This is a genomic window from Pseudoalteromonas sp. 0303, from assembly GCF_013349995.1.
Classification (GTDB): domain Bacteria; phylum Pseudomonadota; class Gammaproteobacteria; order Enterobacterales; family Alteromonadaceae; genus Pseudoalteromonas.
Genome location: NZ_JABVXF010000001.1, coordinates 276,173 through 303,082, shown reverse-complemented (window position 1 = coordinate 303,082; position 26,910 = coordinate 276,173). Strand labels below are relative to the sequence as shown.

26 protein-coding genes are annotated in these 26,910 nt (G+C 40.0%); 11 read left to right on the top strand and 15 right to left on the bottom strand.

Annotated features, from left to right (window positions below):
* The first annotated feature begins 77 nt into the window (after positions 1 to 77).
* Positions 78 to 1,286: a porin gene (locus HUS62_RS01430; protein WP_175078298.1), complete on the top strand. Its 1,209-nt coding sequence runs from the start codon at positions 78 to 80 to the stop codon at positions 1,284 to 1,286.
* Between the two features lie 535 nt (positions 1,287 to 1,821).
* On the opposite strand, the gene HUS62_RS01425 is transcribed toward HUS62_RS01430, so the two are convergent.
* From HUS62_RS01425 to HUS62_RS01415, 3 genes are all read right to left on the bottom strand, one after another.
* A complete protein-coding gene (locus HUS62_RS01425; protein ID WP_175078297.1) occupies positions 1,822 to 2,121 on the bottom strand; it encodes a GFA family protein in 300 nt (99 codons plus the stop codon).
* A gap of 21 nt (positions 2,122 to 2,142) precedes the next feature.
* Positions 2,143 to 2,574 carry a DUF3859 domain-containing protein gene (locus tag HUS62_RS01420; RefSeq protein ID WP_054553896.1) on the bottom strand — a complete coding sequence of 144 codons (432 nt, stop codon included), beginning with the start codon at positions 2,572 to 2,574 and terminating at the stop codon, positions 2,143 to 2,145.
* An 82-nt stretch (positions 2,575 to 2,656) separates the two neighbouring features.
* Positions 2,657 to 3,136: a GNAT family N-acetyltransferase gene (locus HUS62_RS01415; RefSeq protein WP_175078296.1), complete on the bottom strand. Its 480-nt coding sequence runs from the start codon at positions 3,134 to 3,136 to the stop codon at positions 2,657 to 2,659.
* Positions 3,137 to 3,216: 80 nt separating this feature from the next.
* Between HUS62_RS01415 and HUS62_RS01410 the strand changes: the two genes are divergently transcribed.
* Complete coding sequence (locus tag HUS62_RS01410; RefSeq protein WP_054561447.1) at positions 3,217 to 3,420, top strand: hypothetical protein; 204 nt, start codon at positions 3,217 to 3,219, stop codon at positions 3,418 to 3,420.
* A gap of 38 nt (positions 3,421 to 3,458) precedes the next feature.
* Here HUS62_RS01410 and htpX read toward each other — a convergent pair whose 3' ends face one another.
* The 5 genes from htpX to bioB all read right to left on the bottom strand — a co-directional run bounded on the left by htpX (position 3,459) and on the right by bioB (position 8,160).
* Complete coding sequence (htpX, locus tag HUS62_RS01405) at positions 3,459 to 4,319, bottom strand: protease HtpX (protein ID WP_054561446.1); 861 nt, start codon at positions 4,317 to 4,319, stop codon at positions 3,459 to 3,461.
* 174 nt (positions 4,320 to 4,493) lie between these two features.
* A complete protein-coding gene (gene bioD / locus HUS62_RS01400) occupies positions 4,494 to 5,177 on the bottom strand; it encodes a dethiobiotin synthase (RefSeq protein ID WP_130166356.1) in 684 nt (227 codons plus the stop codon).
* A 7-nt stretch (positions 5,178 to 5,184) separates the two neighbouring features.
* Complete coding sequence (locus tag HUS62_RS01395; protein WP_175078295.1) at positions 5,185 to 5,982, bottom strand: methyltransferase domain-containing protein; 798 nt, start codon at positions 5,980 to 5,982, stop codon at positions 5,185 to 5,187.
* On the bottom strand, positions 5,979 to 7,112 hold the full coding sequence (locus tag HUS62_RS01390; RefSeq protein WP_175078294.1) for an 8-amino-7-oxononanoate synthase: 1,134 nt from the start codon (positions 7,110 to 7,112) through the stop codon (positions 5,979 to 5,981). Before HUS62_RS01390 ends, HUS62_RS01395 begins: the two co-directional genes overlap by 4 nt.
* A 7-nt stretch (positions 7,113 to 7,119) precedes the next feature.
* The gene (gene bioB / locus HUS62_RS01385) at positions 7,120 to 8,160 is read right to left on the bottom strand and encodes a biotin synthase BioB (RefSeq protein WP_054553903.1); all 1,041 of its coding nucleotides are present in this window, start codon (positions 8,158 to 8,160) and stop codon (positions 7,120 to 7,122) included.
* A 98-nt stretch (positions 8,161 to 8,258) separates the two neighbouring features.
* Here bioB and bioA point away from each other — a divergent pair, with 98 nt between their 5' ends.
* Positions 8,259 to 9,551, top strand: a complete 1,293-nt coding sequence (gene bioA / locus HUS62_RS01380; RefSeq protein WP_175078293.1) for an adenosylmethionine--8-amino-7-oxononanoate transaminase — start codon at positions 8,259 to 8,261, stop codon at positions 9,549 to 9,551.
* Positions 9,552 to 9,594: 43 nt separating this feature from the next.
* On the opposite strand, the gene HUS62_RS01375 is transcribed toward bioA, so the two are convergent.
* A complete protein-coding gene (locus HUS62_RS01375) occupies positions 9,595 to 10,029 on the bottom strand; it encodes an ATP-binding protein (protein WP_054561441.1) in 435 nt (144 codons plus the stop codon).
* 271 nt (positions 10,030 to 10,300) lie between these two features.
* Between HUS62_RS01375 and asnS the strand changes: the two genes are divergently transcribed.
* Positions 10,301 to 11,698 carry an asparagine--tRNA ligase gene (gene asnS, locus HUS62_RS01370; protein WP_054553906.1) on the top strand — a complete coding sequence of 466 codons (1,398 nt, stop codon included), beginning with the start codon at positions 10,301 to 10,303 and terminating at the stop codon, positions 11,696 to 11,698.
* Between the two features lie 99 nt (positions 11,699 to 11,797).
* Positions 11,798 to 12,223, top strand: coding sequence for a hypothetical protein (locus tag HUS62_RS01365; RefSeq protein ID WP_175078292.1), 426 nt, complete (start codon positions 11,798 to 11,800; stop codon positions 12,221 to 12,223).
* Positions 12,224 to 12,287: 64 nt separating this feature from the next.
* On the opposite strand, the gene HUS62_RS01360 is transcribed toward HUS62_RS01365, so the two are convergent.
* A complete protein-coding gene (locus HUS62_RS01360; protein ID WP_175078291.1) occupies positions 12,288 to 13,214 on the bottom strand; it encodes an FAD-binding protein in 927 nt (308 codons plus the stop codon).
* Positions 13,215 to 13,964, bottom strand: a complete 750-nt coding sequence (locus HUS62_RS01355; protein ID WP_054561438.1) for an electron transfer flavoprotein subunit beta/FixA family protein — start codon at positions 13,962 to 13,964, stop codon at positions 13,215 to 13,217.
* A 193-nt stretch (positions 13,965 to 14,157) separates the two neighbouring features.
* On the opposite strand from HUS62_RS01355, the gene HUS62_RS01350 reads away from it, so the two are divergent.
* The 6 genes from HUS62_RS01350 to HUS62_RS01325 all read left to right on the top strand — a co-directional run bounded on the left by HUS62_RS01350 (position 14,158) and on the right by HUS62_RS01325 (position 20,793).
* On the top strand, positions 14,158 to 15,804 hold the full coding sequence (locus HUS62_RS01350) for an electron transfer flavoprotein-ubiquinone oxidoreductase (protein WP_175078290.1): 1,647 nt from the start codon (positions 14,158 to 14,160) through the stop codon (positions 15,802 to 15,804).
* A 103-nt stretch (positions 15,805 to 15,907) separates the two neighbouring features.
* The gene (locus HUS62_RS01345; RefSeq protein ID WP_054561436.1) at positions 15,908 to 16,372 is read left to right on the top strand and encodes an acyl-CoA thioesterase; all 465 of its coding nucleotides are present in this window, start codon (positions 15,908 to 15,910) and stop codon (positions 16,370 to 16,372) included.
* A 231-nt stretch (positions 16,373 to 16,603) separates the two neighbouring features.
* Entirely contained in the window at positions 16,604 to 17,176 is a 573-nt protein-coding gene (locus HUS62_RS01340; protein WP_175078289.1) for an outer membrane beta-barrel protein, read from the top strand.
* A 99-nt stretch (positions 17,177 to 17,275) separates the two neighbouring features.
* Positions 17,276 to 17,980: a tRNA (N6-threonylcarbamoyladenosine(37)-N6)-methyltransferase TrmO gene (gene tsaA, locus HUS62_RS01335; RefSeq protein WP_054553913.1), complete on the top strand. Its 705-nt coding sequence runs from the start codon at positions 17,276 to 17,278 to the stop codon at positions 17,978 to 17,980.
* Between the two features lie 113 nt (positions 17,981 to 18,093).
* Entirely contained in the window at positions 18,094 to 19,818 is a 1,725-nt protein-coding gene (locus tag HUS62_RS01330; RefSeq protein WP_175078288.1) for a proline--tRNA ligase, read from the top strand.
* A gap of 141 nt (positions 19,819 to 19,959) precedes the next feature.
* Positions 19,960 to 20,793 carry a UDP-2,3-diacylglucosamine diphosphatase gene (locus HUS62_RS01325; protein WP_175078287.1) on the top strand — a complete coding sequence of 278 codons (834 nt, stop codon included), beginning with the start codon at positions 19,960 to 19,962 and terminating at the stop codon, positions 20,791 to 20,793.
* Here HUS62_RS01325 and HUS62_RS01320 read toward each other — a convergent pair.
* From HUS62_RS01320 to HUS62_RS01305, 4 genes are all read right to left on the bottom strand, one after another.
* A complete protein-coding gene (locus tag HUS62_RS01320; protein ID WP_175078286.1) occupies positions 20,790 to 23,828 on the bottom strand; it encodes an ATP-binding protein in 3,039 nt (1,012 codons plus the stop codon). The genes HUS62_RS01325 and HUS62_RS01320 overlap by 4 nt on opposite strands.
* 192 nt (positions 23,829 to 24,020) lie before the next feature.
* Positions 24,021 to 25,229 (bottom strand): ABC transporter permease subunit, encoded by a 1,209-nt coding sequence (locus HUS62_RS01315; RefSeq protein WP_175078285.1) that lies wholly within the window; start codon positions 25,227 to 25,229, stop codon positions 24,021 to 24,023.
* Positions 25,222 to 26,010 carry an ABC transporter ATP-binding protein gene (locus HUS62_RS01310; protein WP_054561430.1) on the bottom strand — a complete coding sequence of 263 codons (789 nt, stop codon included), beginning with the start codon at positions 26,008 to 26,010 and terminating at the stop codon, positions 25,222 to 25,224. Before HUS62_RS01310 ends, HUS62_RS01315 begins: the two co-directional genes overlap by 8 nt.
* Entirely contained in the window at positions 26,007 to 26,819 is an 813-nt protein-coding gene (locus tag HUS62_RS01305) for a DUF3025 domain-containing protein (protein ID WP_175078284.1), read from the bottom strand. Before HUS62_RS01305 ends, HUS62_RS01310 begins: the two co-directional genes overlap by 4 nt.
* Positions 26,820 to 26,910 lie beyond the last annotated feature (91 nt).

Here is a 26,910-nt window from a genome sequence, read left to right as displayed (position 1 = left end):
CCCTATTTTAGCTTTGATAATCTCCGTCTCTTAACTAAATTATACCTATTAGGGACAATATTTAATCAAGGTACTTTATGAAGAGAACACACACTGCCTTATTTGTTGCAGGCATGCTTATCATACCTACAGCCAATGCCATCGAGATCTATAACGATCAAACCAATAGCGTTACTATTGGTGGCTTTATCGATGCAAGAGTTATTAATACTCAAGGCGAAACTGAGGTAGTAAACGGTGCATCACGCATCAATTTTGATTTTAAGCGCCAATTAAAAAATGGCTGGCAAGCGTTTGCTCTACTTGAATGGGGAGTAAACCCTGTTGGTAGTAGTGATATCGTTTACAACAATCGCTTTGAAACAATTCAAGATGAGTTTTTATATAACCGTTTAGGCTATGTTGGTCTTAAACATGACGATTATGGCCAAGTGACATTAGGTAAACAATGGGGCGCATGGTACGACGTTGTTTACAACACCAACTATAGCTTAGTGTGGGATGGTAACGCTGCAGGTGTTTATACCTACAATAAAGATGATGGTGCTGTGAATGGCACCGGCCGCGGCGATAAAGTACTGCAGTATCGTAATACCTGGGGTGATTTTCATTTAGCTCTTCAGGCACAGTTAAAATCTGATGAATTTTATACCTGCGACATCGTTGATATTTCAAGAAGCTCTTGTGAAGTACTTTGGAACCAAGGAAACAATGCTGCACAAAAAGTAGAATTTAACTCGACTTATGGCGCCGCACTCACCTACTCGGTTAGCCCTAATTTAAAAGTCACTGCTGGTGTAAACCGTGGCCAGTTCGATATTGTGTACGCAGGTGGCAGAAATCAATCAGTAAACGATTTAATTTATGGTATGGGCATTACCTATGGTGATTTTTATAAACCAGGTTGGTATGCATCAGCGAATATCAATAAAAACGAAAACCACGATACAGACAACTTAGGCCGCTTAATAAAAGATGCTGTTGGTCTAGAGTCTATTTTAAGCTATCGCTTTGATAATGACATTCGTACCTTTGTTGCTTATAACGTTTTTGATGCCGGTAGTGACTATGTTATTCAGCCAAACTTTAATGCCGACCCTGAAGATGTGTTTAAACGCCAATTTGCAGTAATTGGTGCGCACTACTTTATGAGCGATGACACCATTTTATATATCGAAGCCCGTAAAGATTTTAGCGACTTCTCGAGTAATGACGCTGAGCAAGAAGCACAGATGTCACAAACCGAAGATGACGGTATTGCCATTGGTTTTAATTACACTTTGTAGTTACGATAAACACTAAGCCCACTATTTTGGGCTTTTTTCCAATCCAATTACACACTTTCAAGATTGTTCGCAATATCAATCAACAACTGCTATTACTTAACAACCATAAAATAAAATACGTAATTAATTGAGGTTATTGTGTCTAACAAGATAAAGCTAATTCTACTTTCATTAATTTCTAGCGTTTCGTTCATGCTTTTTTACTGGCTAACAAATGTCAGAGAGTCGGATTATGTATTAGGTGTTAGTTCCGATTTATCGGGTGGTTTAGTAATGGGGTTTGCTATTGGTGTGATGCTAGTTACATTAAGCACACTTAAGTTAAACAAGTATTGAGTGTTTTTTGGAAACAAACGTTTAAACCCTTTTGACTCTTCGCTCCCAAATAATGTGATTGTGGCTAATTATTTCATGAGCTCCTTTTTAGATACTACAAACTTACCCTGCTTATTAAAAAGCTCAAATTTAGGGGTTATGCCGAGATTGAAATTAAACCCAATACAGTATGATGTGTTCTTTTTGTGGTTAATGATTATCACAATGAATAATCACGTTCTACTTTAGCAATACGCGTTGTAAAGGCGCTGTACCATTTGTCTCTGCCGAGCTGTTGGGCATTTAAGTGCTCTACGTTTTGTTTCCAGGCTTTTATTGCATCTAAGCTTTGCCAATACGACACCGTAATACCCAAACCATCTCGTTGAATAAAGCCATTGGTTGCGTAGGCTGTGCCTGAGTTTTTACGACATAAGGAGCAATGACAATGAATAATTGAGTCTATGCCACCAGCAATAGTTACTTTTACTTTGCCGCATAAACAACTTCCTTGATACATAGTCCCTCTCAGGTTTAAAGATTAATAACCGCGATGCTTCCAAAATTCAGTGGCAGTGCCTTCGGCTTCCTTTAATAAATTAAAGGATTTATCAGCAATTATATGGCCATTTAACTCAATAGTCATGCGCCAAATACCAACTTTATTATCAACAGGTGCCCATATCGTATCACCTAAATAAAACTGCCAATCGTTTGTTTTAACGTACTGTTCACCCTCAAATGGTGGCATGATCTCGCCATCTTCATCGGGGATATCTGGGTGGTAAACGCAAAATTTAATTTTTTGTCCTTTAGCCTTTTTAATATTAACAATAAAGCCAAATTCAATATCTAACTGTGCAGGAACGTCTGTTGTAAATTCGGTAATTTGAGGCAGGTCTTTCTCTTTTGCATCCCAATGACTGTAAATACCGTAACTTTCAATACTGGTAATTGGTTTGGCTTTTGCCATATCTGCAAGCGCTCCTTTTTAAAAATGAGGCGCTATTTTATAGTAGCAACCCTAGCAGAACAAGATTGTACTATTATAGTAATTAGCTAACGTATTTTACCCAGTGCGCGTTATGTTGTTGAAAGCCACATTTAGTTAAAAGTTTAATACTTGCGCTGTTATTTGGGTTAACTAAAGCTAACACACTGTTTAGCGGAGCAGGTACAAAGGTCGTCAGTTTTTCAAATAGCGTATCTAGTACCTTTTGCATTATTCCTTTGCCAAAGTATTGTGACGATAACTCAAACCCCAACATGCCCTGCCCGTCAATTATGTTAAATACGCCTACACTGCCAATAACTTGCCCACTACTTCGTAAAACGATAACTAAACGAATGCCTTGTTGATTATAAAAACGTTCTATGTCGCCTTGAATAAAGTCGTAAACGTCACCTTTCGTTATATCAGCGCCGTAATCATTAAACGTTTGTACTTGCGGATCTTTTAAAATATCCCATATCGCTTGGCAATCTCTATGACGAATTGGGCGTAAGTCAAAGGCTAAGTCATCGTGGCTAGACACGTTAATTTCTTCTTTTTGCTTTATGAGCTGGCATTATTGTCTTACTATAAACGCAATTTCAAGCAATTAGATTAAGTTCGATGAGTGAAGAATTTAAAGTAATTCAACCTACCACTACAGTTTACTGTAAAGAGCGCGGTGAAGGCTGGACCTTAACAGGGATCACCAGTATTGATGAACACACATCTGTGATGTTCGATGGTGTAAGGTATACCTTACCTGCCCGTGAAATTGTTGAGGTATTATTGCCACAACAACTCGAGCGAGAGAAAAACCAACAATAAAAAAAGCCAGCTTGATGCTGGCTTTTTCGTATTGAAAATTAACGTAATGCGTTAATACGTTCATCAAGTGGTGGGTGCGATGAGAATAACTCGGCAACACCTTTACCGCTTGCAATACCAAATGCCATCATTGAACCTTCTAGTTGTGATGGATGGTTTTGTTTTAAACGCTCAAGGGCGCTACGCATTTTATCTGCACCTACTAGTTTTGCTGCACCGGCATCCGCAGAGAATTCGCGTTTACGGCTGTAGTAAGCAACAATCACGCTTGCTAGAACACCAAATAACATTTGGAAAATCATATCGAACAAGAAGTAAGTCCAGCTACTACCGCCCTCTTCTTCATCACTATTAAGAAAGTTATCAACAATACCTGCCAATACTTTCGCCATAAAGATAACAAAGGTATTCACTACACCTTGAATAAGAGTAAGCGTTACCATGTCACCATTTGCAATGTGAGATACCTCATGAGCCAATACCGCCTCAGCTTGATCTTGATTCATGTTGTGTAATAAACCTGTGCTCACAGCCACCAGCGAATTGTTTTTGCTTGGGCCGGTCGCAAATGCGTTCATTTCAGGGCTATCGTAAATAGCCACTTCTGGCATCGCGATACCTGCTTTTTTCGCTTGCGCTGCTACCGTCGAAACTAACCATTGTTCTGTTTCAGAACGAGGCTGTTCAATAACATGTGCACCGGTTGATTTTTTTGCCATCCATTTCGACATAAATAACGAAATAAACGAGCCACCAAAACCAAATACAGTTGAGATAACTAAAATGCCGCCTAAACTGCGATGGCTAATACCCAGTACGCTCATCACAATAGACAACACAATACCTAACACTAGCATTACCGCTAAGTTTGTAAGTAGAAACAAAAATACACGCTTCATAAAAACCTCAGAATAAACATACCAATTGTATTAACTAACGACATGGTTAAAAATCGTTAGTTAATAAAATTATCTGGGTGTTCTACCAACTCAGTTTAGGGCTTATGCAATTGGTTGCAAGGAACTAATTGCAACCAATTGTGACAGAGTATGTCAAAAGTAACAACTCAATTATTATGGGTTGATAGATAAAATTTCAAGTAAGGTTTTGTAAATTTTTAATTTAGGGGTGCCGTCTGTATACGGACTAATCGCTAAAAGCGGGAAAGGTAATGCTGATTTTAAAGTTTCTAAATTGGCCTCTTGTTCACGCATGTTTGGGTCTACATGATTTGCTATCCAACCTACACAATTTACACCGAGCGCTTTAAAGTGAGCAGCTGTCAATAGTGCGTGATTAAGGCAACCAAGCTTCATGCCTACTACTAGAACAACATCAAGGTTTTGTGATTTAACCCAATCGCAGAGTAAATCGGTTTCGTTGATAGGTAAACACCAACCGCCTGCACCTTCTGTAAGAATATAATCGGTATTGAGTGCTTTTACATTTGCATAAGCAGTATCGAGCTTATCAAATGTCAGTCTGTCACCTACTTGGGCAGCTGCAATATGCGGTGCAATGGGTGGCTCATAGGTAAAGGGGTTAACTATGTTATATTTAACCCCAATTGATGAGCTTTCCATTAAGGTTAATGCATCATCATTCACTAGCTGACCAAATGCTTCTTCTGCACCTGCTGCAATGGGTTTAAAACCCACCGCACGCTGTTTATGTTGCGCAAGTAAGTTTAATAATAAACTGGTGACATGGGTTTTTCCGGCATCGGTGTCTGTACCCGTGATAAAAAATTCTTTCATTTTTGAGTTAATTCTTTTTTTCTAGTTCTAAAAGGACAACTTGATAGCTCACTCTAGCATGCCCATCAACCAGAGGGTAAGCCTTACAAACACTATTAAGTGCCTGCCTTGTTAATAACCCTTGGCGTTTTTGCTTAGTTTGCAATGATGTAGCACCAATTGCTTTTATTGAACGCAGTGCTTCTAATGGAGAGTTATAGGCATCTATATAACATCTATCAGCTGCAAAGTTCAGTTTAAACCCCGCCAATTTTGCATACTCAATAATATGACTAGCACCATGAAACTGATTAATATGGTTTTGCTCATCTAAACAAGCGAAAGCCTGTTTGATTTCTTTAAGTGATCCATCTACCACACAGCTTAAATAAACCTTACCACCTGCTTTTAGTGAATAAAAAAGACTTTTAAGTAGCACTTTTAAATCAGCAGACCATTGCATTGCAAAATTACTAAACACACAATCTAGCGAATTTTGCTGTAATGGTAGGTTGTCCATATCAGCACACATTTTTAAACAATGCGGGTTTTGTTCTGTGCTGAGCATGGAATGACTTAAGTCCATTGCCAATACAGTATCAAAGTGTGATTTAAGCATTGCCGTGTTAACTAAAGGCCCAGCCCCTAAATCAAGGCAAGTACCCTGCTGATGTTTACTGGCCATCATTTTAAATAAGTGCGCAGCCGCTTGTTTTTGTACATTCGCATGGCTCGCGTAATTTGCAGCTGCTTTAGAGAACTTAGTTTGTGTTGTTAGCTTATTACTGTGTTGAAAGTTTAAAGGCACTTGCAGTTGAACACTCATAAACACTCCACTAGAGAATCAACCAGCTGTTTTATATCCTCAGCTTGATGCGCGCTACTTAGGGTTACCCTAAGTCGAGCCGTATTAAAAAGCACCGTGGGCGGTCTAATAGCGGTTAACCACACGCCTTTCTCTTTAAGCTTATTAGCAACGGCAAGCGTGTGTTCTGCATCGCCCAATATCAAAGGCTGAATTGCCGTTGTTGACTCCATTAATGCCAAGTTATGCTCTTTGGCAAGCACTCTAAAGTAGGCAATATTCACTGAAAGCTGAGCGCGTCTCTTATCCGCCTTTAATAACTTTTCGAGTCGCTCTAGAGTACAACTTGCCATCAGTGGTGACATCGCCGTTGAATAAATGTATTCACGATTAAACTGCAGCATGTAATCAATCATTTGCTTTGATGCAAGCAAGCAAGCTCCACTACTTGCCAGTGCCTTTCCAAAAGTGATGATCAGTAAATCCGGTTTGAAGGTTTCACAACTTCCTAAGCCTTGCTCACCTAACACGCCAAAGCCATGGGCGTCATCAATCATCAGCCACGCATTGTATTGTTTAGCAAGTTTACAGAGTGCTTCAATGGGAGCTTGATCGCCATCCATCGAAAACACCCCTTCACTTACAATGAGCTTATGCTTTGCTTTTGATTTTTGTAACCGAGATTCTAAGTGCCTAAGGTCGTTATGATTAAACCGCACCATGGCAGCGGCAGAGTGAAGGCCGCCATCAATTAGGCTGGCATGATTAAGCTTATCTTGAAAAATTGCCGATGATTGTGCCACGTTTTTATCTTGAAACAACGCTTTTAATACGCTGCTATTAGCACTAAATCCGCTATTAAATAACATGGCGCTTTCATAGCCTAATAACTCACATAAACGCTGTTCAAGCTGTTGTTGTGGTTTATTATAACCATTTACTAATGCTGAACTGTGGCTACCTAGATGCTGCGCTTGTATTTCAATAAAATCATCAGCAAAGCCAAGGTAGTCATTACTGGCAAAATTTAAATACTGTTTACCTGCAACCTGAATAAAGCGCCCACTTGATTGCTCAACAAGTTGGCGCTTTCTCAGTAATGCATCTGCTTGTCGCTCAACAAGATGCTCGGCAATAAAATCAAAAGCCATTTAAATATTACGCTTCGTAAAATAGTTCTGATGTTGCTTTATCAGCAACTTTTGATGAAAGTGATGCTGCAACCGCTTCATCAGAATAATCTTCACGGGTTTCTGGGTTCATGCCTAATTTTTTAATCAGCATCATGTCAGCGTCTGCTTCAGGGTTTTCTGTAGTCAGTAGTTTATCACCGTAGAAAATTGAATTAGCACCAGCAAAGAAACACATTGATTGCATTTGTTCATTCATCGCCGTACGACCAGCTGATAAACGAACATAGCTTTTCGGCATCATGATACGTGCAACAGCAATGGTACGAATAAACTCAAAGTGGTCTAAGTCTTCTACATCTTCAAGTGGCGTGCCTTTAACCTTAACCAACATATTAATTGGCACACTCTCTGGCTGCTGTGGCAAATTAGCTAATTGCATTAATAAACCAAAACGGTCAGCAGCCTGCTCGCCCATACCAACAATACCACCAGAGCACACTTTCATGCCGGCATCGCGCACGTTATCGATGGTGTTTAAACGGTCTTGGTAAGTACGTGTTGTAATGATCTGCTGGTAATACTCAGGTGATGTATCTAAGTTATGGTTGTAATAATCAAGGCCCGCGTCTTTTAATGCATGGGCTTTTTCGTTATCTAGCATGCCAAGGGTCATACAGGTTTCAAGGCCTAGCTCTTTAACCTCTTTTACCATTTTTGAAATATAAGGCATGTCACGTTCTTTCGGATCAGACCACGCAGCACCCATACAAAAACGGGTTGCGCCTTTTTCTTTAGCAACACGCGCTTGCTCAACCACTTTTTCTACTTCCATAAGGCGTTCACGGTCTAAGTCTGTTTTATAATGACCTGACTGAGGACAATATTTGCAATCTTCTGGGCAAGCACCGGTTTTAATCGATAACAAAGTAGAAATTTGTACTTCATTTGGGTTGAAGTTTTCACGATGCACACTGGCCGCTTTAAACAACAGATCATTGAACGGCATTTCGAATAATGCTTTTACTTCTTGGTGAGTCCAATCGTGACGGACAACTGCGTGCTCCATAATAGTCTCTTTTTTTAAATTATTGGGACGGTTTGATTGGCTTAGTCTACGACTTGACGTAACATTGTCAACGAATCGAAGTGATATAAAGTTTACATATGATTAATAAACAACCAATAGATTTAGATTTTGATCGTGAGCATATTTGGCACCCTTATACTTCTATGACTCAGCCCCTTCCCGTTTACCCTGTCAGTCATGCCAATGCAAATCGTATTTTCTTAGAAACAGGCGAAAGCCTAATAGATGGTATGGCCTCTTGGTGGAGTGTGATTCATGGTTACTGCCACCCTGTTTTAAATGAAGCAATAACAGCACAAGTTAGCAAAATGAGCCATGTCATGTTTGGTGGTTTAACTCATGAGCCTGCTGTTGAGCTGTGTAAAAAGCTAGTCAGTATCACACCTGAGTCACTCGATAAGGTGTTCTTAGCCGACAGTGGATCTGTGAGTGTTGAAGTTGCAATAAAAATGGCCTTGCAGTACTGGCTCAGCCAAGGTTATACCAGCAAACAAAAGTTAATGACGCCGCTTAAGGGCTACCATGGCGATACCTTTGCAGCCATGAGCGTTTGCGATCCGGTTAATTCAATGCACAGCATGTACTCAGGGTTTTTACCTGAACATGTTTTTGTACCTGCGCCGAGTGCTAAATTTAATGGTGAATTTAGCCCTGCAGAAGCTGATACGCTTGAAAGCTACTTTGTAGCTCACCACCAAGATGTTGCGGCATTTATTATTGAACCCATTGTACAAAATGCTGGGGGCATGAATTTTTACCACCCTGATTACTTAAAACACCTGCGCATTCTTTGTGATAAATATGATGTTTTACTTATTTGTGACGAAATCGCCACAGGCTTTGGTCGCACCGGCACCTTGTTTGCTGTTGAACACGCCAACATAGAGCCAGATATTTTATGTATTGGCAAAGCATTAACGGGCGGCATGATGACGCTCTCTGCGACATTAACCACCAGCAAAGTCGCTATTGGCATTAGTGAAGGTGAAGCCGGCGTATTAATGCATGGCCCAACATTTATGGGTAACCCACTTGCATGTGCCACAGCCTGCGCGAGTATTGATTTACTGCTCGAGCAACCATGGCAAGAACAAATTGAACATATAAATGATGTACTAACAACCCAGCTTGCAAAGTGTAAGCAACTTGATGCAGTCATTGATGTGCGAACATTGGGGGCTATTGGAGTTGTTGAGCTTAATAGAAGTGTAGATGTAGCAAAAATTCAACGCTTTTTTATCGAGCAAGGTGTGTGGATACGCCCGTTTGGCAAGTTAATTTATTTGATGCCGCCTTACATAAGCGACGAACAAAGCTTAACTAAGTTATGCAATGCTATTTATGCAGCCATTGAACAACAGGCGTATTGATAAGCATAAAAAAGGAAGCTGATGCTTCCTTTTCCTTTAAACTTTACCATTCAAACATATATGCCATTTTACTGATCATTCTAAGCGGTACTTTATGTTCGCAGCGCTTGGCGTAAAGATGCTGCAGCGATTTATCTTTAATTTCACCAACGATCACTTCTTTCACTTGATAACCCAGTGCAGTGGCCGCTTGTGCGTAGGCGATAAATTCCCACTTTTTAATATTAGTGTTATCAACAATTACTAACGGGATTTCTTCTGCTAAGGCATTAATAAAGCGTGCAAGGTTTAGATTGTGATACTCAGATAACTTGTACTTATCAAATTGATACACACCTTCGCTATTGTAAAAATAATCATCTGTTGCGCACACGACATAATCACTTTCATTACCAGCTACCAACTCATCAGCAAGGCTTTGTGCGTAATATGATTTACCTGAGCCTGGTAAGCCGCGAAGAATAAAAACTTGTTTCATAGCACCTGTTATACAATTTAATTAAAGACTAAAGGACAGTTATCCTATTGAGAATTGTTAATAATGCCACAAAATAACCAATTAGCGCAGCGAGAATTTAAATAAACGCAAATTTTACGCAAAATATTGCTGCTATTTTACTCAATTGAAGAAAAACTACTAAAGAGTACGCCTCAATAGTTTTTTTATTTGATTTACGAGGGTAAGATAGTCGATTCAAGTGCAATGCACAGCATTATTATATTAGGCAACTTATATCATTGGAGTGAAGATGAGCCATTTAGCGATTTCAGAGCTATTAAAAGGCAAGGTTGCGGTAGACAGCCAAGTAACAGTAAAAGGCTGGATCCGTACACGCCGCGATTCAAAAGCAGGAATTTCATTTTTAGCCGTTCATGACGGTTCGTGTTTTGATCCTATTCAAGCGGTAGTACCTAATTCACTCAATAATTATGATGAAGTAACACGTTTAACTGCCGGTTGTTCTGTATCTGTAACAGGTGTTCTTGTGCCTTCTGCAGGTCAAGGTCAGTCTTTCGAAATTCAAGCTAACTCTGTAGAAGTATTAGGTTGGGTTGAGAACCCAGACACCTACCCTATGTCTGCGAAACGTCACAGCATTGAATATTTACGTGAGCACGCACACCTTCGCCCTCGTACTAACATCATGGGCGCGGTAACCCGTGTACGTAACTGTTTAGCACAAGCGATTCACCGTTTTTATCACGAGCAAGGCTACTACTGGATCAGCACACCGATCATCACTGCAAGTGACTGTGAAGGTGCCGGTGAAATGTTCCGTGTATCTACTTTAGATATGCAAAACTTACCACGCACAGATAAAGGCGACATCGATTACAGTGAGGATTTCTTCGGTAAAGAAGCATTCTTAACAGTATCTGGTCAATTAAATGGTGAGACATATGCCTCAGCAATGTCAAAAATCTATACCTTTGGCCCTACTTTCCGTGCTGAGAACTCAAACACATCTCGTCACTTAGCAGAGTTTTGGATGGTTGAACCTGAAGTTGCATTTGCAGATTTAGAAGATATCGCAAAACTTGCTGAAGACATGCTTAAATACGTTTTCAATGCAGTATTAACTGAGCGTCGTGATGATATGGAATTCTTTGCACAACGTGTTGAGAAAACAGCTATCTCTCGTTTAGAAGAGTTCGTAACTAAAGATTTCGCACAAGTTGATTACACAGATGCTATCGAAATCTTAAAAGCGTGTGGTAAGAAGTTCGAATACCCTGTTGAATGGGGTGTAGATTTACAGTCTGAGCACGAACGTTACCTTGCTGAAGAGCACTTTAATGCGCCAGTAGTTATTAAAAACTACCCGCGTGATATTAAAGCCTTCTACATGCGTCAAAACGAAGATGGCAAAACAGTCGCTGCAATGGACGTAGTTGCACCAGGTATTGGTGAAATCATCGGTGGTTCTCAACGTGAAGAGCGTCTAGATGTTCTAGATAAGCGTCTAGAAGAAATGGGCTTAAACAAAGAAGATTACAGCTGGTACCGCGACCTACGTAAATACGGCACTGTACCGCACTCAGGTTTTGGTCTAGGTTTTGAGCGTTTAGTTGCATATGTAACAGGTATGGGTAACGTACGTGACGTTATCGCCTTCCCTCGTACAAAAGGCAGCGCGACTTACTAATAAGAAACGCCACAAATTCTAAAAGCCGCTCTCGAGCGGCTTTTTTGTGTATAAACCATTAAATATTTTAGCAAAGACACTAGTCACGGTAGTTTTGATGTGTTTTTAGAGTATTTAAACTTAGATTATATTCAAGAACCTGGCAGTAATTTCATACGCTTAAAAATGGCGGGTAATAGAGGTTTATTTTCTAAACAAAAAGTAGAGCTTTATGATCAGTTCAATCAAGCGCTGGGTATAGTCCAGCGTATTCCAAATGCTATTGCTTACGATTCATATGGCGCTATTAGTAAATTAGAAAATGATAGACGTATTAATCGAGTAACTTTGCTTGAGGTTGACGGTGTAAGCCCTTCTGTTGAATCAATTCCAAGTGGCGACTATCCCTTTGTAAGGCCGCTGGTGCTAATAGTAAACACACAATCACCCCGCTCAAAAAAGATTGGCGACAAACTCGCTGTGATTGTTAAATCAAACAAGATACAACAGAAAATGCTTGAGTTTGGTTATCTTCCGGTAAAATAGTTAAACGAAAAAAAGCTGCGCACCTGAAAGGTGAACAGCTTTTAACAACCAGAATCGTTATGAATTACAGAGCGCTTTCAAGCTCTGGTAACACATCAAATAAATCAGCAACTAAACCATAGTCAGCGACTTGGAAAATTGGTGCGTCAGGGTCTTTGTTGATGGCAACAATCACTTTAGAATCTTTCATACCCGCTAAGTGTTGAATCGCACCACTGATACCCACAGCAATATATAAATCTGGGGCAACAATTTTACCTGTTTGACCTACTTGCATATCGTTTGGTACAAAGCCCGCATCAACAGCAGCACGTGAAGCACCAATAGCTGCGCCTAGTTTGTCGGCAATACCATTTAATAATGCAAAGTTTTCACCATTTTGCATACCACGACCACCTGAAATAACCACAGGTGCAGCAGTAAGCTCTGGACGCTCAGATTCAGTTTGTTCTTCTGATACAAACTCACTCAGACCAACAGAACCTTTACCAGCAACACTAGTTACAGCTACTGGCGCTTGCTCTGGTGCAACATCGAAGCTACTTGCACGAACAGTAATAACCTTTTTGCTATCCAATGATTTAACTGTCGCAATTGCATTTCCTGCATAAATAGGACGCTTAAAGGTATCTGCATCAATCACATCGATGATTTCAGAGATTTGCGCAACATCTAAAAGTGCAGCAACACGTGGCATAAAGTTTTTACCCGTTGTTGTTGCGCTTGCGACAATGTGTGAATAGTTATCTGCTAAAGATAAAACTAGATCCGCTAGGTTTTCTGCAAGTTGATTAGCATAAGCTGCATCATCGGCAATCAGTACATTGCTAACACCTGCAATTGACGCTGCTTGTTCACTCATTGCAGCTAAATTTTCGCCGGCAAGTAGTAAATCTACATCAAAGCCTAGTTTAACAGCAGCAGTAATCGTTTTATTGGTTTCAGGCTTTAGAACACCTTTATCGTGTTCGGCTATCACTAATGTTTTCATTTAGATCACCTTCGCTTCTGTTTTTAACTTTTCTACCAATGTTGCTACATCTTCAACGACAATGCCGCCACTGCGTTTTTCTGGCTCATTTACTTCTACCAGCTGCACGCGAGGCGCAAGGTCTACACCTAGGCTGTCAGCAGCAATTACATCAAGAGGCTTGCGTTTTGCTTTCATAATGTTTGGTAATGAAGCATAGCGCGGTTCATTTAAACGTAAGTCTGTGGTTACGATAGCAGGTAGTTTAAGAGCAACTGTTTGTAAGCCACCGTCTACTTCACGCGTTACATTAACTGTTCCCGCTTGAACATCAACTTTAGATGCAAAAGTACCTTGGCCACGACCCGTTAAAGCAGCAAGCATTTGACCGGTTTGATTGTTGTCAGAGTCAATCGATTGCTTACCTAAAATAACCAGCTCAGGTGATTCTTGCTCTACAATTTTGCTCAGTAATTTTGCAACATGTAAAGATTCAAGCTTTTCTTCTGTTTCAATATGAATGGCTTTATCAGCACCGAGTGCTAAGGCTGTACGCAATTGCTCTTGAGATGATTTATTACCAATAGTCACAGCAACAACCTCAGTGGCCGTCCCTGCTTCTTTTAAACGAATAGCTTCTTCAATTGCAATTTCACAAAACGGGTTCATCGCCATTTTTACATTAGCTAGATCAACATCCGTTTTATCGGCTTTAACGCGTGCTTTGACGTTGTAGTCAATTACTCTTTTAATTGGAACGAGGACTTTCATCGTGACTCCATCAATTGTGTGTTCTCAAAGTTGACCTAAACGTCAACTTATTTATTTTATGAATTCAGACTACTTCCTGTTGACGTAAACGTCAACCTAAAATAACCTTAAAGTATTCACAGCCTGTAACGTTTCATTTGCAAGTATGAAATAAGGTTCTTTACAGCAGGTCCGTCACCGAGAAGAGGTTTATATGGTCGAACGCGAAACCATGGAATTTGATGTAGTCATCGTAGGCGCAGGCCCAGCAGGTTTATCAACTGCGATTAGATTGGCTCAACAAGCACAAGAAAAACAACAAGAATTAATGATCTGTGTGGTAGAAAAAGGCTCTGAGGTGGGCGCACACATTTTATCGGGTGCGGTTTTTGAAACAAAAGCACTAGATGAGTTATTACCTGATTGGCAGTCATTAGGCGCCCCAGTTACCACTAAAGTAACGCAAGATGATATTTACTGGTTCAATAACAGTGAAAAAGCCACCAGCATCCCCCACTTTGCTAGCCCTAAAACATTCCATAACGACGGCAATTATATTGTCTCTATGGGTAATGTATGTCGCTTTTTAGCAGAGCAAGCGGAAAACTTAGGAGTAGAAATATTCCCTGGCTTTACTGCGCATTCTTTAATTATTGAAGACGACACAGTAAAAGGCATTATCACTGGCGATATGGGCCTTGATAAAGACGGCAACGAAAAAGATGGTTACATGCCAGGCATGGAGCTTAGAGCTAAATACACAGTATTTGCTGAAGGCTGCCGCGGTCATTTAGGTAAAGAGCTAATTAAACACTTTGCCCTTGATAAAGATGCGTCACCACAGCATTACGGTTTAGGGTTCAAAGAAATTTGGCAAATCGACCCGAGTAAACACAAAGAAGGCACAGTCGTACATGGCACAGGCTGGCCGTTAACTGGTGATACCAGTGGTGGTGCGTTTATGTATCACAGCGGCAACAATCAAGTTGTAGTGGGCTTAATTGTTGACCTTAACTACTCAAACCCGCATTTGAGCCCGTTTGATGAATTCCAACGCATGAAACATCACCCTGTTTTTAAAGATGTTTTAGAAGGCGGTGAACGCATAGCCTATGGCGCAAGAGCTATTGCCAAAGGTGGCCTGCGCTCTTTACCGAAAATGCACTTCCCGGGTGGTTTACTTGTAGGTTGTGATGCGGGCACATTGAACTTTGCCAAGATCAAAGGTAACCACACAGCCATGAAATCGGGCATGGTTGCCGCTGATGTGATAGTAGCAGCTCTTAGCGACGGTAAAGAAAATGCCGATTTAGCTGAATATAAATCAGCTTTTGAACAAAGCTGGGCGTACAAAGAGCTTTATCAATCACGTAACTTTGGCCCTGTTATGCACAAACTGGGTAAGTTTTTAGGCGGTGCTTATAACACCCTCGATCAAAACCTATTTGGTGGCAACTTACCATTTAACTTTGAAGACAACATGCCAGATCATGCCACATTAGTTGCAGCTGATCAGGCCGAAAAAATCGATTACCCGAAAGCAGACGGCAAACTGAGCTTCGATAAACTTTCATCGGTGTTTTTATCAAATACCAATCATGAAGAATCGCAGCCATGCCATTTAAAGCTAAAAGATAACTCGATTCCAATTAAGGTCAATTTACCGCAATTTGATGAGCCAGCACAACGCTACTGCCCTGCGGGTGTTTACGAAGTACAAGAGGTTGAAGGTGAAAAAGAGTTTGTGATCAACTCACAAAACTGTGTGCACTGTAAAACCTGCGACATAAAAGATCCAAGTCAAAACATTACTTGGGTAACACCTGAAGGTGCTGGCGGGCCAAACTACCCTAATATGTAACGCACGTTACTCATTTAATTAAAATTTATCCTAAATTGCAGGGGCTTCGGCCCCTTTTTTAGGCTATGCTGAAAATGTCGTGTTTTATAAAAGTGAGTAAAGTATGCCGTCTTCAAGTGTAACCTTTCGTTTTTTAGCTGAACCTACTGATGTCAATTTTGGCGGTAAGGTTCATGGTGGTGTGGTAATGAAGTGGATTGACCAAGCTGGTTACGCCTGTGCTGCAGGTTGGAGCGGTCACTATTGCGTAACTGTTTCTGTTGCGGGTGTAAAGTTTCAGCGCCCTATTTTGGTTGGTCAAATAGTCGAAGTGAAAGCTAGTATCGCCCACACAGGTAAAACCAGTATGCAAATCTTTATTCAAGTACGCTGCGGCGACCCTAAAACCCAAAACTTAGTTGAAACCAACCATTGTGTTATTAGTTTTATTGCTATGGATGAAGCAGGCTACCCAATCGAAGTCCCTTCATATACAGCCGTAACTGACGAAGAAAAGAAAATCGAAAACTATGCGATTAAAATGAAAGAGATCGCGATAGAAACAGAAACCCTATTACAAAAAGCATAAAACTAAACCGATTTAAAAACCGTACCTAGTAACTTCTACAGAGCACCCTGAAATTGTTACGACTGCCAAACTGAATGCCTGATTACAGTTTCAACAAACTGCACAAAAACCCGCTAAACAAAGCCTAAAAACAATACTTTAGGCTTTATTTTAAGCTTGGCATTGCCGTTGCAATACTCCTTGTGAATGACGCGAAACATTCGTTTATTTATTTTATAAAGGAGCTATTAAATGATTAAAGCAATTTCACTTTCTGCACTTTCTTTAGCACTACTAGGTTTTAATAATGCTGCACATGCAGATATTACCGAAATGGATTCTCCGCGTATTTATACCGGTATCGGCTACGGCCAATATTCTTTTGAGTTTGAAGACAGTGAAAATGACACTGACTTTGATGACGATTCACAAATGCTGAAAGGTTATATTGGTACTCAGTTTAACAAGTACTTAAGCCTTGAACTTGCCTACCAAAATTTTGATGAAGTAAGCGATATCGATTCTAAAGCTGAAATTGACGGTGTTTCACTAGCAGCACGCTTAGCAGCCCCAATTACAGATAGCTTTTCTGTTTATGCCAAAGGTGGTTGGCTAGAGTGGGATGCTGAAATTGAGCAAGACCTAGGCGAGCTTGGCAGTATCAGTGCTGACTCAGACGGTGGTGATGTATTTTATGGTGCAGGTGTAGAATATGCTTTCACAACAAACATGCAAGTACGTTTTGAGTATGAGCGCTATAAATTAGAAGATGATATTGACCCTGATATGGATGTAGCGTCTGTATCATTCCAATACATGTTTTAATTTAGACTATACAGTCTAAATATTTAAAAGGCAGTCTCGACTGCCTTTTTTTGTGTTTGCATGTAAAATGTCGGCAGATTTTCATAACGACATTGCACAATGAGCGAATACCAATTAACTGCCGTCGGCCATATTCAATCTCCTTATAAGCAAAAGTTTGCTATACCGCGCCAACCTCGTTTGGTTCCTGAGGCTAAAGCAAAGCTGGTATTTAGCAGCGATTTTAATCGTGAAGAGTTTGTACGCGGCCTCGATGAATTCAGCCATATTTGGTTACTATTCAGATTCCATGAAACCGCAGATAAAGGCTATTCAGCAATGGTTAGACCTCCTCGCCTAGGCGGTAATGAACGTAAAGGTGTATTTGCAACACGTGCAACCTTTCGTCCAAATGCTATTGGCATGAGTGCTGTAAAACTTGAAGGCATTGAATATAAAAATGGTCAATTAAGCCTATTGCTCTCAGGTATCGATTTACTCGATGGCACACCTATTTTAGACATTAAGCCATATTTGCCCTACTCAGACGCAATGACCGATGCCACCGCAGGTTTTGCCGATACCCGACCAGAAACCGATATGAGTGTTGAGTTTAGTGAAGAAGCTCTGGCGTTTATCGCAAAGCAAACTGAGCAACCTGAATTAAAAGCGTTTATAAGTAATGTATTAAAGCAAGATCCTCGCCCAGCCTATAAAAAGCAACGTGACTCAGAACAAAGCTACGGCATGACCTTATATGATTTTAATATTAGGTGGCATGTTCAGGATAATCATAATACAGTGACCAGCATTGAAAAATGCTAGTTTTTAACACATAGCGCTTTAGTGTCAGTGCTTCCACTGGTAAACTTAGCGCCTTGTTATTACTCAAACGTCTTGAGTAAACGATAATAATTTTAACACTACTTGGAATAGAGATGCGTACCAGTCAATATATACTCGCAACACTTAAAGAAACTCCGTCTGATGCAGAAATTGTTTCTCATCAATTAATGCTACGAGCAGGCATGATCCGCCGCGTTGCGTCGGGTTTGTATACATGGTTGCCCTCTGGTCTACGCGTACTTAAAAAAGTAGAAAACATCGTACGTGAAGAAATGGATAAAGCAGGCGCTATCGAAATGTTAATGCCTATTATCCAACCAGCTGATCTTTGGGAAGAGTCTGGTCGTTGGGAGCAATTTGGTCCTGAATTACTTCGTATTAATGACCGTCACAACCGTCCATTTGCACTTGGCCCTACACACGAAGAAGTGATCACTGATTTTGTACGTAAAGAAGTGAGCTCTTATAAGCAATTACCGCTTACTCTTTACCAAGTACAAACAAAAGTACGTGACGAAGTTCGCCCTCGTTTTGGTGTAATGCGTGCTCGTGAATTTACGATGAAAGATGCTTACTCTTTTCACTTAAGTGATGAGTGTTTAGAGAAAACATACCAAGTAATGCACAAAGCATACTGCAACATCTTCGAGCGCCTTGGTCTTGATTACCGCCCTGTTATCGCTGATACAGGTTCTATCGGTGGTAGCGTGTCACATGAGTTCCATGTGCTTGCAGAATCAGGCGAAGATGCAATCGCATTTAGTGATGCAAGTGATTATGCTGCAAATATCGAAAAAGCAGAAGCACTGGCACCGACTGAAGAGCGCCCAGCTGCAAGCAAAGAGCTAAAAGCGTTCCCAACGCCTGATGCAAAATCAATTGCTGAGCTTAAAGAGCACTATGGTGTTAAACCTCATCGCGGCGTAAAAACATTAATCGTGTATGGCGCACCAGATGAAAACGAACAACGTGGTTTAGTTGCCCTTGTATTACGTGGTGACCATGATCTAAACGAGTTAAAAGCTGAGAAACACCCGCTTGTAGACTCACCGCTTGAAATGGCAAAAGAAGAAGACATCGTTGCTGCTATTGGCGCAAAACCAGGTTCATTAGGCCCAGTCGGCCTATCAATGCCAATCATTGTTGACCGCACAGCTAACGTAATGGCTGATTTTGTAGCTGGTGCTAATAAAGATGGTGAACATTTCAGCGGTATCAACTGGGATCGCGATGTAGAAAACTACGAAGTGGCTGATATCCGTAATATCGTGGAAGGCGACCCTAGCCCGTGTGGCCAAGGTTCACTGCAAATTAAACGCGGCGTTGAAGTTGGCCATATTTTCCAACTTGGCACTAAGTACTCAGAAGCAATGAAAGCAGGCGTATTAAGTGAATCAGGTAAAAACCAAGTAATGACAATGGGTTGTTACGGTATTGGTGTATCACGTATCGTAGCTGCCGCTATTGAACAAAACAACGACCAATACGGTATTAAATGGCCGCAACCTATCGCACCTTTTGATTTAGCGATTGTACCTATGAACATGCATAAGTCTCATCGTATTCCTGACATTGCAGATAACCTTTACAAAGGTTTAAAAGATGCAGGTTTAGATGTGTTGTTTGATGACCGTAAAGAGCGCCCTGGTGTTATGTTTAACGACATGGAATTATTAGGTGTTCCTTTCACGCTAGTTATTGGTGAGCGTAACCTTGATGAAAATAAGGTGGAGCTTAAAAACCGTCGTACTGGTGAAAAGCTAATGCTTAATTTAGATAGTGCCGCTTCCGAAATTGCCGCACTTGTTAAAGGCTAATTAAGTCAGCTCAACAAAATATAAAAAACCGCTTCGGCGGTTTTTTTGTATTTTTAATTGTCATAGATGTTTCGCTAAAGCGTCTTTTAACTGTCATTGATTCTGCCTAGCATTTACTTTATTACACCATGAGTAAATGCCATGAATAACACCACTTGCAGTAGTAAAACCCACTATCCTGCCGTTTGGATTTCCGACGTTCACTTAGGTTATAAAGACTGCCAAGCGCAGTATTTACTAGACTTTTTAAATGCGATTGAATGCGATGTTCTGTATTTGGTCGGTGATATTGTCGATTTATGGTCGATGAAACGACAGTTCTTTTGGCACCCTAGTCATTATGATGTATTAGCGCTTATCCAACAAAAAGCGAAAGATGGCACACGAGTGATCTATATACCGGGTAACCACGACGAAACCTTTCGCCATTATGCCAATGATTCATTATTCGGTATTGAAGTACATAAACAATATATCCATACCACAAAAGCCAACAAACGGTTTTTACTGTTGCATGGCGACGATTTTGATTCAGCAACCCGCTACAACAAATTAATCAGTATTGCGGGCGATACAGGATACGACTTTTTACTTTTTTTAAATCGTTGGACTAATCGCATTCGCCGTTTATTTGGCGGTAATTATTGGTCATTGGCCTCTTGGATCAAAGCGCGAGTGCATAAAGCACGTGAAGCAATTGACGCATTTGAAAAAGCAGCCATCCACGAAGCAAAAAAACAAGCCGTCGATGGCATCATTTGTGGGCATATTCATCACCCAGCCGTTAAAGTGGTTGATGGAATTTTGTATTGCAATGATGGCGACTGGATTGAAAACTGCACTGCGTTAGTTGAAAACAGCTCTGGACGTATTGAGTTATTGCACTGGAGTGAAACACAAAAAGTGATTCACTCTGCTGATATTAGTACATTAACGCCTAAACCTGCATTTAATAAAGATCGCGATGCCGCTTAAGTCTTCAGCCACATTGAGAGCTTTTTACGCAATGTGGCTTGTTTAATTGGCTTGGTGATATAGTCATTCATGCCAACACTGAGGCATTTCTCTCTATCGCCAGCCATGGCGCTTGCGGTCATCGCAATGATCACCACATCTTGATACCTTGGGCCTGTTTTACCTTGTCGGATTGCTTTAGTACAGTCATAACCGTTTAAGTTTGGCATTTGGCAATCCATTAAAATCAGATCAAACTGAGTATCACTGTTGTTTAACACCTCAATTGCTTCTAGACCATCACTGGCAGACTCAATATGCACATGGCTATCTCTTAAAATCGCTTTGCTTACCTCAATATTAATCATGTTATCGTCGACGATAAGCACTGAACGAGATGTTAAATCAAGCTCAATAGTTTCTTTAGTATCTGTATTTTTACGCTCAATAACAGAGTTGTTATCATTAAATAAAACCGCGATTTTATAGGTTAATTCATCAGGAGTGACCGGTTTTGCAATAACAGTACAATTGCTTGGTAATGTTTCTTTTTGTTTAAGTGATGCCATAACCCCTAAAATTAATACACAAGTGTCTGGGTATCGATTTGCCAAATTCAACACATTGTTTAGTTCTGGGTGTTTATGATCAATAATAAGTAAATCTAACTTATTGAAATCATAGTCAGATATATCACTTAATCGAGAAACTTTCGATGGCCGAGGCTGAAAAGTTTTCTCTAATTGGGTTTCAATGTTCTGGCCAAGCAGATCATATAAAACCGCACAACCAACGTGTTTGTTATTCAAAGCCGTAATCGCACCCAGCTCTTTTAATGAGCCACTGAGTGACACTGTGATACTTGCACAAAAGCGACTGCCTTTTCCTTTTTCACTTTCAACGATAATATCACCGCCCATCAACTGAGCGAGCTTTCGACTTATTGAAAGCCCTAAACCGCTGCCACCATAATGGCGTGTGGTACTTGAGTCCTCTTGGGTAAATACTTCAAATAATTTACTTTGGTTTTCTTTCGAAATACCAATACCTGTATCTTCGACTACAAAGCTTAGGCAAAGCGACTTATCTGAATGTAGCTGTTCCTTAACCGTTAAACTAACATGCCCTTTATGAGTAAACTTGAATGCATTACTGAGTAAATTATTGAGAATTTGTTTTAAGCGGTGGCTATCACCCGTTACGGTACGCTTAGTAATAGCATGCGCATCAAACAGTATTTCAATACCTTTTTTCTGACCTTGAACGGCCATCGATGTTATTAAATCACTGCACACTGAAACTACATCAAACTCATGACTATCTAAGTCAAGTTTACCTGCTTCAATTTTTGAAAAATCGAGAATATCATTAATCAGTGTCATCAATGAGTTAGCGCTGGTATTTGCATAATGTAAGTATTGCATTTGCTGAGTAGATAATGGTTCTTCTTCAAGCATTTCGAGCATGCCAAGGACACCATTCATCGGAGTGCGGATTTCATGGGAAATGTTAGCGACAAATTCACTTTTAGCTTTACTAGCAGCTAATGCTTGTTCGGTGGCCTTTTCGAGCTCGGCTGTGCGGCTTTTTACTTTTTCTTCTAGTGTCACATTAAGCTTTTCTAGTTGATGTTGAGCGCACTTAAGTGAATCAATATTGCGTAGTATTGCCGCTATTTGATATTGCTGCTTCGCTGCATCAAAAACAGGTGTCATGGTAATAGAGAAATAATGAGTGCTGTGTTCACTAATGTGAACCGCTTCAAACGAGCAACGCTGCCCTTCTTTAATGGCTTGTGCAATCCCTTGAAAACCTTCATCGTTATAATTAAACAAGGTATCAAAATGGGTGGTTTGTTCTGTAATACCAAAAAATGTTTTTGCTGTTTCATTGGCATTACAAATAACGCCATTTGGCTGAACCATAATGATGGCATCTGTTGAGCTTTCAATTATTTTGCTGTTTTTTTCTTTTAAAAAACTGAGCTCAATTTTTCTGTTGATGTCACGTTGATAAACTATAAATAACATCATGACTGCAAAAATGATTAAGCATAATATGCCAATAAACCTTAATCGCTTTTGATGTATTTCATTGAGTAATGTATCTGTATTTATTGAGACAGCCAGTGTCAGTGGCTGCATTTGAACGCCATTGTTAAACTCAATAATTTTCTGAACATATAATTTTTCAGGCAAGTTAACTACATCAAAAAAATCAACGCCTGCCATTTGTTGTTCAGTGCTAAACTCTTCAGACCAATAATGAGCATCATCCAGCTCAAAACTAAAACGGTATGATTCCTTTGGATGATAGATAAATTGTTGCTGCGCATTTAATAAATACACTGACAGATTATCAACGGTGTTACTGGTAAGCTTATTAAGCAAATCGGCTGCATAATAGTTGAGGATCAACACTGCGAACGGCTTACCTTCATTATCTTTTACTAATTTGGCTATCCTATATGTGCTGATATAAGGCTGTTGTAAACGGCCATTTTCACGATTGTAGTTAATGGGTGAAATGTAAATTTGGCCATTTTCAAGCTTTGCCGTAATTTGCATGTAATCACGTTGGCCTTTGTGTTGTAACTTGTCATCAGCCACTCTATAAGCCTGACCATTTAAACTATCAACCCGCACAACTTCTTTGCCATTATCAGCAATATAAATGTACCGAGCTTGTGCGAGGTCTTTATCTGTTGACATAAAACCAGTAAAGATTTTTGCTAGGCGGTCTTTCCATGCTGAGATAGGCGTGCCTAAAACGGGATCTATATTTTGATCATTTGTAGCACGCATGATTGCAAGCACTGGCGGGGTTGAATCTAAGAAGTTAAGTGCTGAAATATTCTCTCTTAAACTTGTTTTTAATACACTTTCTTTAGTGTCGAGCTCTCGCTGCATCTGTTCAAAGGTGCGAGTGAACACATCTTCTCGTAGATCATATTCATATTTTACAGTAACAAAAATGCCCAATACTAAAAATATACATAATGCCAGTATTGGTAATTTATGACGTTGATAGAAATGCGCTGAATGTCCAGAATCCATTGAATCGAAAGCCTTCTTTTCTACTCTGCTTTAGAGTATAGGAGAGTATAGGAGAGTATAGGAGAGAATAGTAATAAAAGCGGAGTATACAGAAAATATATTAAGTAATAAGGATTGGCAGGTACTTAGCTTGGCTTACAAACAAATAAAGCACCAAAATGGTGCTTTATTATTAGGTAAAATCAGTATCTCTTATCTAAATAAGACATCTTCTTTATTAAACCATTTAACGCAAAACGCAAGTAATGCACCTGCCACAATGACTGTCGCTAAGAAAATTAAACCCACGAGTGTGTAATCAACTGTACCTTTAATAATTTCTTTGATTGCCAAAGCTACATTTGTAACAGGAATGAATGCTGTTTTGCTCGTCAGTTCAACATTTGGCATCAAGGCAACCATAATTGGAAAAATTACACCCATGCTAAGTGGTGCCATGTAGTTTTGCGCTTCTTTAAAGGTTCGCGCATAAATTGAAATAGCCAACGCTAATGATGAGAAGATTGCAGCAATAGGTAATAACAACACAAAAATCAGCCCTAAATCTAATACGGTTAAAGAGCTAAATGCGTTTTTAACAACTGCTAAGTCTACAAATGCAATGGCCACTGATATCCACACACCCATACTGAGTACAGTAATGGTGGTTGTCGCAATAGAAGAAGCAAGTAAGGTTACAAACTTACCTAACACCAGCTGTGTACGGGTGATTGGTGTAAGTAGAAGGGTTTCGAGCGTACCGCGCTCTTTTTCACCAGCTCCTAAATCAATCGCCGGATACGTTGCGCCCATCAATACCAGAGGAATAAGTAGATAAGGAATAAACCCACCTATTTTCTCGCCAAGATTTTCACGTTTATCTGCAGTGTCGACCTTCACAACTTTAATAGGCTCGATAATGGCAGCTTGTTGCTCTTCTGATACACCAAAGCTTAATAGTTTGTTTGTACGCAGCGCGTCGCCATATTCTTTTGCCAGTTCTTTGACACGGTCAAATAGGAAATTAATTGCTTTTGCGTCGTTATACACAACTTGCCATTCGCTTTGCTTTGCATCATCTAATGTTTGCTTAGCGTCTGACGGTAAATAGATACCCATGTCTATGGTGCCTGCTTTTACCGCTTTAGTGAGATCTTCTACCGTATTAAAGGTTTCGTCGCCTTTATATAAAGCAAAGCTCTTATGGTAAAACACCTTATCGGTAAAATCTTGCGCGTAATTGCCATTGATAATGGCGTAAGTATGGACCTCTTGTTCTGCCTCTAACGCCGCTTGTGAACTAATAAAGGCCATAACAGCAAATAAAAGTGGGAAGATAGCAACCGGTAGTGCAACAACGAATATCAATGTTTTACGGTCACGTAATAGCTCTTTTAATTCCTTTTTAAATACTTCAAACATCACGGCTCTCCGTTAAAATATTCATAAACGCTTGGTTCAATTCTTCACTTTGACCTGTTTGTTTAAACTCATCTAAGGTGCCATCAAAGCAACTAATTCCTTGGTTTATCACTGCAACACGGTCACAAAGTAAGGCAACTTCATCTAAATGGTGCGTTGAGAAAATAACTGGTGTGCCCTGCTCTTTAAGGCCGCGAATAAAGTTAATTACAGTTTGCGTAGTCATGATATCTAAACCAGTTGTCGGCTCATCAAGAATAACCACATCAGGATGATGAACAACAGCGCGGGCAATATTGGCTTTTTGTTTCATACCTGTTGAAAGGTTTTCGGCGCGTTTATCAATAAAGCTGTGCATATCAAGTAAGGTGAATAGCTCATCACAACGAGCGGCTACCGCTTTTTTACTCATGCCATGTAAACGGGCAAAGTATTCAACGTTTTCTTTAACTGTTAAACGCCCATATAAGCCGGTACTACCTGACAGAAATCCAATTGACTTGCGGCCAACTAATGGCTTTTTAACGATATCATGACCAGAGATGGTAATGCTGCCTTCATCTGGTTTTAAGGCTGTTGAAATCATTCTAAGGGTAGTTGTTTTACCGGCACCATTTGGGCCGAGTAACCCAAGTACTTCACCTTTGTTACATTGAAAGCTGACGTCTCTTACAGAATGAAAAAACTCTTTATCTTCACGGGGGTCTACGTTGTCCGTTTTATTTTTTTTATGATCTTTTGTTAGCTTAAACTTCTTTTTAAGCCCTGCCACTTCAATCATGTGCGTTTCCTTCGTTTCGGTCTAAAGTAATCAGTGTTACTGTAAAATTCTGGATTTTCATTGTCAGTCCACCATCCTGGTACGCCTAACAAGGGTAAGGGTGATAAGTTTTTATTATCACGCAAACAATCATCAAGCTTTATCATCTCATAAAGACGTTGATCTAGATACGCATATTGCTCGCTTAAATCTTTACAAAATATGTCATCAGGAACAATTACAAATAATGCTTTACCCGTTAAACCAATATACGGCTGAGTGAGCATTTCGTAGTTAGCATGACCAAACATAAATGGCTTAATGCTTTTACCCCAATGTTCACGTTGTTCTACAAAGGCTTGCTGCCATTGATGGTCGCGTAATTGTTGCTGCCAGCTTTGCTCAGTAATTGCCAGCACCACACCGCATTCGTCAAATAAAGTAAGTGCATTTCGGTGTTTACTACGCTCTTTTAGACCATGCAGTTTAATTTCTTCAATATGCTGATGATTAATCAGCGCTTTGGTTTTTGGAAATAAACACCAAATAAAGCCACCAAAAAGGTCATGCCAATTTTGTTGTCTTGTTGGTACTTGCCCCGTCTCAAATATGATTTGCTCATAATAACGGGTTTCATCAGCAAACTTTTCATCTTCAACAAAGGTTATGGCTTTGCCCTGTGTAGTTTTCGCATTTAGATATTGATTAAACCACTGGCAAGATGGCCAACCTGACAGTTTATCTAAATTAAATAGCGTCGCTAGGTCACTAAAAGCACCCGTTGTGAGGTATTGTGTTGACCATTGCTCGGGAGCAGTAAATCGTTTCATTGCTTATTTTTTAACTTATTGATGTATTGTGGGTAGTTTACCGTAAAAACTGGTTCTCATTAATAGAACCTCATATACTAATGCCACCATA